Annotated in this window: 7 protein-coding genes; all 7 read left to right on the top strand. The window is 70.3% G+C overall.

Annotated features, from left to right (window positions below):
* Positions 1 to 8 precede the first annotated feature (8 nt).
* The 7 genes from EOINJALH_RS24595 to EOINJALH_RS24625 all read left to right on the top strand — a co-directional run bounded on the left by EOINJALH_RS24595 (position 9) and on the right by EOINJALH_RS24625 (position 7804).
* Complete coding sequence (locus tag EOINJALH_RS24595; protein WP_088285159.1) at positions 9 to 857, top strand: TauD/TfdA family dioxygenase; 849 nt, start codon at positions 9 to 11, stop codon at positions 855 to 857.
* 41 nt (positions 858 to 898) lie between these two features.
* Positions 899 to 1954, top strand: a complete 1056-nt coding sequence (locus tag EOINJALH_RS24600) for a 3-keto-5-aminohexanoate cleavage protein (RefSeq protein ID WP_088285114.1) — start codon at positions 899 to 901, stop codon at positions 1952 to 1954.
* A 10-nt stretch (positions 1955 to 1964) separates the two neighbouring features.
* Positions 1965 to 2549 carry an alpha/beta hydrolase gene (locus EOINJALH_RS24605; RefSeq protein ID WP_088285116.1) on the top strand — a complete coding sequence of 195 codons (585 nt, stop codon included), beginning with the start codon at positions 1965 to 1967 and terminating at the stop codon, positions 2547 to 2549.
* A 60-nt stretch (positions 2550 to 2609) separates the two neighbouring features.
* Positions 2610 to 3602, top strand: a complete 993-nt coding sequence (locus tag EOINJALH_RS24610; protein ID WP_088285118.1) for a quinone oxidoreductase — start codon at positions 2610 to 2612, stop codon at positions 3600 to 3602.
* A 31-nt stretch (positions 3603 to 3633) separates the two neighbouring features.
* On the top strand, positions 3634 to 4959 hold the full coding sequence (locus EOINJALH_RS24615; RefSeq protein ID WP_088285120.1) for an MFS transporter: 1326 nt from the start codon (positions 3634 to 3636) through the stop codon (positions 4957 to 4959).
* Positions 4960 to 4989: 30 nt separating this feature from the next.
* Positions 4990 to 6633: a 3-(methylthio)propionyl-CoA ligase gene (locus EOINJALH_RS24620; protein ID WP_088285122.1), complete on the top strand. Its 1644-nt coding sequence runs from the start codon at positions 4990 to 4992 to the stop codon at positions 6631 to 6633.
* Positions 6634 to 6826: 193 nt separating this feature from the next.
* Entirely contained in the window at positions 6827 to 7804 is a 978-nt protein-coding gene (locus EOINJALH_RS24625; RefSeq protein WP_088285124.1) for a tripartite tricarboxylate transporter substrate binding protein, read from the top strand.
* Positions 7805 to 7991: the final 187 nt, after the last annotated feature.

Raw genomic sequence — 7991 nt, forward strand, 5'->3', positions numbered from 1 at the left:
CGGACTCGATCCACGTCGAGCCGCTGACCTGCGCCATCGGCGCCGAACTGTCCAACGTGAACCTGGGCGTGGCTTCGCGCGACCCGGCGCTGGTGGCCGAGATCCGTGCCCTGCTGCTGAAACACCGCGTGCTGTTCTTCCGCGACCAGGACATCAGCCGCGCCGAGCACGTGGCCTTCGCCCGCCACTTCGGCGAGCTGGAAGACCACCCGGTGGCCGGCAGCGACCCGGAACACCCTGGCCTGGTGCGCATCTACAAGTCACCCGACACGCCGATCGACCGCTACGAGAACGCCTGGCACACCGACGCCACCTGGCGCGAGAAGCCGCCCTTCGGCTGCGTGCTGCGCTGCATCGAGTGCCCGCCGGTGGGCGGCGACACGATGTGGGCCAACATGGCGCTGGCCTACGAGCGGCTGCCCGAGCACGTGAAGGTGCAGATCGCCGGCCTGCGCGCCCGCCACAGCATCGAGGCCAGCTTCGGTGCGGCGATGCCGATCGAGAAGCGCCTGGCGCTGAAGGCCCAGTACCCCGATGCCGAGCACCCGGTGGTGCGCACGCACCCCGAGACGGGCGAGAAGATCCTGTTCGTCAACGGCTTCACGACGCACTTCACCAACTTCCACACCGCCGAGCACGTGCGCGTCGGGCAGGACTTCACCCACGGCGGGTCGCAGCTGATGCAGTACCTGATCAGCCAGGCCTTCATCCCCGAATACCAGGTGCGCTGGCGCTGGAAGCCCAACAGCATGGCCATGTGGGACAACCGCTCGACCCAGCACTACGCGGTGATGGACTACCCGCCCTGCCACCGAAAGATGGAACGCGCCGGGATCATCGGCGACACCCCGTACTGACCCCCTTCCCCCGATCAACACCCTCTTTCCAAGGACACCCCATGAACTTCCAGGACGGTTCGCTGTTCCCCGAGAACCAGGAAAAACTCGTCATCACCTGCGCGCCCTATGGCCCCGAGTGGATGCCCGCCGATTTTCCCGAGGACATTCCGGTGACGATGGACGAGCAGATCCAGAAGGCCGTGGACTGCTACAACGCCGGCGCCACCGTGCTGCACCTGCACGTGCGCGAACTGGACGGCCATGGCTCGAAGCGCCTTTCGAAGTTCAACGAGCTGATCGCCGGCGTGCGCGCCCGCGTGCCCGACCTGATCATCCAGGTGGGTGGCTCGATCAGCTTTGCCCCCGAAGGGGAAGGCGAGTCCGCCAAGTGGCTCAGCGACGACACCCGCCACATGCTGGCCGACCTGAAGCCCACGCCCGACCAGGTGACGATCGCCATCAACTCGAACCAGATGAACGTGGTCGAGCAGATGTGCGAGGCCGACATCGCCGGCACCTCGCTGGCCGAGCCGGCCATGTACAAGGCCTATCGCGAGATGACCATCCCGGCCGGCCCCGAATGGGTGGAAGAGCACATCCGCCGCCTGTCGGCCAATGGCATCCAGACGCATTTCCAGCTGGCCAACATCACCCAGCTGGAAACCGTCGAACGCATGATGCGCCGCGGCGTGTGCAACGTGCCGCTGATCCTCACCTGGGTGGCCATCGGCGGCGGCTTCGACCAGCCCAACCTGTACAACCTGGCGAACTTCGTGCGCGCGGTGCCGGACGGCGCCGTGCTGACGCTGGAGACCAGCATGCTCAACGTGCTGCCCATCAACATGATGGCCATCGCGATGGGCCTGCATGTGCGCTGCGGCATCGAGGACAACATCTGGACGCAGGACCGCAAGGCCAAGCTGGGCAGCGTCAAGCAGATCGAGCAGCTGGTGCGCATCGCCCGCGAGTTCGGCCGCGAGGTGGCCGACGGCAAGGACGCGCGGCGCATCTACCGCATCGGCGAGTTCTACAAGAACGCCGACGAGGCGCTGGCCAGGAACGGCTTCGCGCCGAACCGCCGCCACGGCCAGCGCGGCTTCGTGCAGCACGCCTGAGCCACGCGCCGTGATCGAGCCGACCTGCCTGATCGTGCCCGGCCTGCGAGACGCAGTATCCGGGCACTGGCAGACGCTGCTGGCCGCTCACCTTCGGCGCCAGGGACGGCCAATGGCCGAGATGCCCCCGATGGGCCGCGACGACCTGGATTGCGCCGCCCGCGTGGCGGCCATCGAGGCGGCGGCGCGGTCGGTGGCCGGCCCGCTGGTGATCGTGGCGCACAGCGCCGGCTGCCTGATGGTGGCGCACTGGGCCGCGACGACGACGCGCGAGGTTCACGGCGCAGTTCACGGCGCACTTCTGGCCGTGCCGCCCGACTTCGACACGCCGATGCCGGCCGGCTACCCCACCGTGGCCGCGCTGGACCGCGCCGGCTGGCTGCCGGTGCCGCGGCGGCGCCTGCCCTTCCGCAGCATCGTCGCCGCCAGCCGCAACGACCCGCTGGCGGGCTTCGACACTGTGGCCGCGCTGGCGCGCGACTGGGGCGCCGAACTGGCCGACCTGGGTGAGGTCGGGCACCTGAACCCGGCCTCGGGCCACGGTGACTGGCCGCAGGCCGAGCAGTTCATCGCGACGCTGTCCGCCCCGCACTGATCCCCGTTCCTCCCATTTCCATCTGACGGGGTCGCCTCGATGCGACCCAGGAGACCCACCATGGCCCGTGCCATCCGCTTCCACCAGACCGGTGGCCCCGAGGTGCTGCAACTCGAGACCGTCGAGGTCGGCGATCCCGGCCCCGGCCAGGCACGCGTGCGCCATGCCTACGTGGCGGTGAACTTCATTGACATCTACTTCCGCACCGGGCGCTACCCGCACCCCTTGCCGGCCGGCCTGGGCAGCGACGCCGTGGGCGTGGTCGAGGCGGTCGGCGACGGCGTCGACTGCGTGAAACCCGGTGACCGCGTCGGCTACCTGCTGGGGCCGCAGGGCGCCTACAGCGACGTGCGCGTGATGCCGGCCGAGGTGCTGATCCCGCTGCCCGACGGCATCGCCGACCGCACCGCCGCCACGCTGATGATGAAGGGGCTGACGGCGCAGTACCTGTTCCGGCAGGTCTATCCGCTGCAGGGCGGCGAGACCATCCTGTACCACGCGGCCGCCGGCGGCGTGGGCCTGGTGGCCTGCCAGTGGGCGCGCGCGCTGGGGGTGACGATGATCGGCACCGTCAGCACCGAAGCCAAGGCCGAGGTGGCGCGGGCCCATGGCTGCGCCCACACCATCGTCACCGGCGGCATGACCGCCGAGGACCTGACAAAGGCCATCCCGAAGCGGGTGCGCGAGCTCACCGACGGCAAGGGCGTGCCGGTGGTCTACGACTCGGTGGGCAAGGACACGCTGATGGCCTCGCTCGACAGCCTGCAGGTGCGCGGCAGCCTGGTCAGCAACGGCACCACGTCGGGGCCGGTGGTCATCGACACCACGCTGCTGGCCGTCAAGGGCTCGATCTGGGTCACCCGGCCGGCGATGTTGCACTACGCCACCCCACGGCCGCAGATGCTGGCGATGGCCGACGAACTGTTCGGCCACGTGCTGGCCGGCCGCATCGGCGGCGAGCCGCAGCAGGTGTTCACGCTGGCCCAGGCGGCCGACGCGCACCGCGCGCTCGAGTCGCGCCAGACCACCGGCGCCACCGTGCTGGTGCCCTGAACCCTGAGCCCTGACACCCGAGGAGTCGACCATGGACCTGCACGCGATGGAGAAGGAACCGGCCCAGGACGGTTACCTGTTCGGCCCCGGACAGGCCTGGTTCGCCTTCGCGATGACCTTGGCCCTGATGGTGTTCGACTATGTCGACCGCCAGGTCATCGTCTCGCTGTTCCCCTACCTCAAGGCCGACTGGGGCCTGTCGGACAAGCAACTGGGCGCGCTGGTCTCGGTGGTCTCGGTCACCGTCGCGTTGGGCGCCTTGCCGGTGGCGCTGTTCGCCGACCGCGTCAGCCGGGTGCGCAGCATCGTGGCCATGGCCACGGTGTGGAGCCTGGCCACGCTGTCCTGCATGTGGGCGCGCAGCTATGGCGCGTTGCTGGGCGCGCGGGCCCTGGTGGGCCTGGGCGAGGCCGGCTACGGCGCCGTGGGCGCGGCGCTGATCGCCAGCCACTTCCCCGCCCGCATGCGCGGCGCCTTGCTGGCCGGCTTCTTTGCGTCGGCCTCGGTGGGCTCGGTCCTGGGCGTGATGCTGGGCGGCGTGATCGCGGCACGCTGGGGTTGGCAGGCCGCCTTCGGCGTGGTGGGCGCGCCCGGCCTGGTGCTGGCGCTGCTGTACCTCAAGGTACGCGACTACCGCACGGTCGAGATGACGCCGGCGCTGCAGGCCAAGCGCCAATCGGTGGGCCAGGCGGTGGCCCACATCGCCCGCGTGCTGGCCGGCTCGCGCACCATGCTGTGGGTGTGCATCGGCGGCGCGGCTCAGCTGATCGTCGTGTCGGCGCTGTGGTCGTGGCTGCCCAGCTTCCTGAACCGGGTGCATGGCGTCGCGCCGGGCCCGGCGGGCATGAAGGCGGCGATCGTCGTGCTGTGCGGGGCCGCTGGCGCCGTGGTGTGGGGTGCGGTCGTCGACCGGGCCGGCAGCCGCCACCCGCGGCGCAAGCTGGCCACGATGGCCGTGCTGTGCCTCGCGGCCATGGCCGTGCTGGTGGCGGCCTTCGGCCTGTCCTGGGCGCCATCCACCCAGTTCGCGCTTATCGCGCTGGGCGGCTTCCTTGCCACCTGCACCGTCGGCCCGGTGTCGGCCATCGTCATCGACGTGATCCACCCCGGCGTCCGGGCCACGGGCTCGTCGGTGCTGGCCTTGTTCCAGAACCTGTTCGGCCTCGCGGCGGGCCCCTTCCTCACCGGACTGCTGTCCGACAGCTGGGGCCTGGTGCCGGCACTGACGGCCATGCCGCTGTGCGCCTTGCTGGCCGCCGCCGCCTTCCTGCGGGCCGCCGGCAGCTACGAGGGCGAGAAGGCCAGCGCCGCAGAGCCTGCCCACCCCGTGCCTGCCACGCGCAACGCGCCGGCCTGATCCCTCGATTCCACGACTGACGGACCCCCCATGAACGGACTCATGATGCAGCAGCCGCTGCTGATCTCCTCGCTGCTGACCCACGCCGAGCGCCACCATGGCGACCGCGAGATCGTCTCGCGCCGCGTCGAAGGCGACCTCCACCGCCAGACCTACCGCGAGCTGGCCGCGCGCTCGCGCCGCATGGCCAACGCGATGGCGATGCTGGGCGTGGGCTTTGGCGACCGCGTCGCCACGCTGGCCTGGAACGGCCACCGCCACATGGAGCTCTACTACGCGGTCAGCGGCTCGGGCGCCGTGCTGCACACGCTGAACCCTCGGCTGCACGCCGACCAGGTGGTGTGGATCGCCGACCATGCCGAAGACCAGGTGCTGTGCTTCGACCTGACCTTCCTGCCGCTCGTCGAGGCCATCGCCCCACGCGTGAAGACCATCAAGGCCTTCGTCGCGATGACCGACCGCGCACACATGCCGGCCACGTCGAGCGTGCCCGGCCTGCTGTGCTACGAAGACCTGCTGGACACGTCCTCGCCCGCCTTCACCTGGCCCCTGTTCGACGAGCACACCGCCAGTTCGCTGTGCTACACCTCGGGCACCACCGGAAACCCCAAGGGCGCGCTCTACAGCCACCGCTCGACGCTGCTGCACACCTTTGCCGCCGCGCTGCCCGACAGCCTGAACTGCAGTGCCCGCGACACCATCCTGCCGGTGGTGCCGATGTTCCACGTCAACGCCTGGGGCCTGCCCTACGTGGCCTGCATGGTCGGCGCCAAGCTGGTCTTCCCGGGCCCCTTCCTCGACGGCAAGAGCCTGCACGACCTGTTCGAGGCCGAGGGCGTCACCGTCTCGGCCGGCGTGCCCACCGTGTGGCAGGGCCTGCTGGGGCATGTGGAGGCGAATGACCTGTCGTTCAGCACGATGCGCCGCACCATCATCGGCGGCTCGGCCTGCCCGCCCGCGATGATGCGCGCCTTCCAGGAGCGCCACGACGTGCAGGTGCTTCATGCCTGGGGCATGACCGAGATGAGCCCGCTGGGCACGGCCTGCACCTTCAAGGCTCGGCACGACACCATGGACGCCGAGGGCCGGTTCGCCGTGCAGGCCAAGCAGGGCCGAGCGGTGTTCGGGGTCGACATGAAGATCGTTGGCGACGACGGCCAGGCGCTTCCCCACGACGGCAAGGCCTCGGGCGAACTGATGGTGCGCGGGCCCTGGATCATCCAGGACTACTTCAGGTCCGAGGGCGGCAGCCCCTTGGTTCCCGACGATGACGGACGCGGCTGGTTCCCCACCGGCGATGTGTCCACCATCGACGCCGATGGCTTCATGCAGATCACCGACCGCAGCAAGGACGTGATCAAGTCCGGCGGCGAATGGATCGGCTCGATCGACCTCGAGAACATCGCGATGGCCCATCCCGACGTGGCCATGGCCGCCTGCATCGCGGCCCCGCACCCCAAATGGGATGAACGCCCGCTGCTGGTGGTGGTGAAGAAGCCCGGTGCCGCGCTCACCCGCAACGAGTTGCTCGCCTTCTACGAGGGCCGCATCGCCAAGTGGTGGACACCCGACGACGTGGTCTTCGTCGATGCGATTCCCCTCGGCGCCACCGGCAAGATGCAGAAGAACCGGTTGCGCGAGCAGTTCGCGGCGCACAAGCTGCCCACGGCCTGATGCCGGGACGACCGCTGCGCGCCGGTACCCTGCTGGTGCCAGTGCCTAGGCGCCAAGGCGCCGATGCGCTGGCTACCATGAACCACCCCCGAAGCGCCTTCGGCGCGGGCCCGCGACCGGGCAATCCCGGCAGCCCTGCGAGCGAGAATTCCCCGCGGGGTTCGCCTGGCGGGCACCACACGGAACCAATGCCATGACGTCAATGCAACGCCGCCACCTCTTGGCGGCAGCCTCCCTGGCAGCGCTGCTGCCGCACGCGGCCCGCGCGCAAGCCTTCCCGAGCAAGCCGCTGCGCCTCATCGCTGCGGGGCCGGCCGGGGCCACCGCCGACCTCATCGCCAGGCTGGTGGCCGATCCGCTGGCCAAGGCGCTGGGCCAGACCGCCATCGTCGACCCCAAGCCCGGCGCCGCCGGCGCCATCGCCGTGGGCGACCTGGTGCAGTCGCCGCACGACGGTCACACGCTGCTGGTGGGCGTCAACTCGCTCGTCAGCGAGATCCCGCACATCGTCAAGCTGAAGCTCGACATGGGCAGGGAACTGCGTCCGCTGGCCGAACTGGCGCGCGGCGGGCTGGTGCTGGTGGCGAACCCTGCGTTCCCGGCCAGGAACCTGGCCGAGCTGGTGGCGCACGCCAAGGCCAATCCCGGCAAGCTCAACGTGGCGTCGTACAGCGCCGGCACGCTGAGCCATGTGCTGGGCCTGCTGCTGAACCACGCCGCCGGCATCGACCTGACGCACGTCGGCTACAAGGGCTCGACGCCCGCACTGGCCGACGTGATGGGCAACCATGTGCCGCTGATGTTCGACGGTATCGCCACCTCGCTGCCGCTGATCCGCGCGGGCAAGTTGAAGGCCTTCGCGGTCAGCACCCCGAAACGGTCGCCTGTGCTGCCCGAGGTGCCCACCTTCACGGAACTGGGCTTCCCGAGGCTCGAGGCCCTGGCCTGGATGGGCCTGTGGTGCCCGCCCGACGTGCCGGCCGCCGTGCAGCTGCGCCTGCGTGACGCAGCGCTGGGCGTGCTGACGCTGCCCGCCGTGCGCGACCGACTGCTGGAGCTGGGCTTCGATGTGGGCTCGCCGCGCGGCACCGACGAGATGGTGGCCGGCTTGAAGTCGGATTTCGACCGCGTCGGCGCCGTGCTGCAGTCGGTCGGCTTCAAGCCCGAATAGCGCTCGCGCGCATCACGTCTGGCGGGTGCGCCGCGTCCCGCTCGGTCGACCGCGACCCCTGTCGACCTACCGCCGCCTCGGCGGTCATGCGCCGCCGCGCCGCGCACCGCTGGCGACCGATGCCGGCCCGCGGCCATGGTCCCCTGCGCCTGCTCAGGCGCAGGTGAAAACCCACCCCCCTCCCAAC

It is taken from the genome of Ideonella sp. A 288, assembly GCF_002198735.1.
Taxonomy (GTDB): Bacteria; Pseudomonadota; Gammaproteobacteria; order Burkholderiales; family Burkholderiaceae_C; genus Pseudaquabacterium.

Coding starts and splice junctions, on each gene's coding strand:
- EOINJALH_RS24600 (WP_088285114.1), top strand. CDS start 899: ATGAACTTCCAGGACGGTTCGCTGTTCCCCGAGAACCAGGAAAAACTC.
- EOINJALH_RS24610 (WP_088285118.1), top strand. CDS start 2,610: ATGGCCCGTGCCATCCGCTTCCACCAGACCGGTGGCCCCGAGGTGCTG.
- EOINJALH_RS24615 (WP_088285120.1), top strand. CDS start 3,634: ATGGACCTGCACGCGATGGAGAAGGAACCGGCCCAGGACGGTTACCTG.
- EOINJALH_RS24620 (WP_088285122.1), top strand. CDS start 4,990: ATGAACGGACTCATGATGCAGCAGCCGCTGCTGATCTCCTCGCTGCTG.
- EOINJALH_RS24625 (WP_088285124.1), top strand. CDS start 6,827: ATGACGTCAATGCAACGCCGCCACCTCTTGGCGGCAGCCTCCCTGGCA.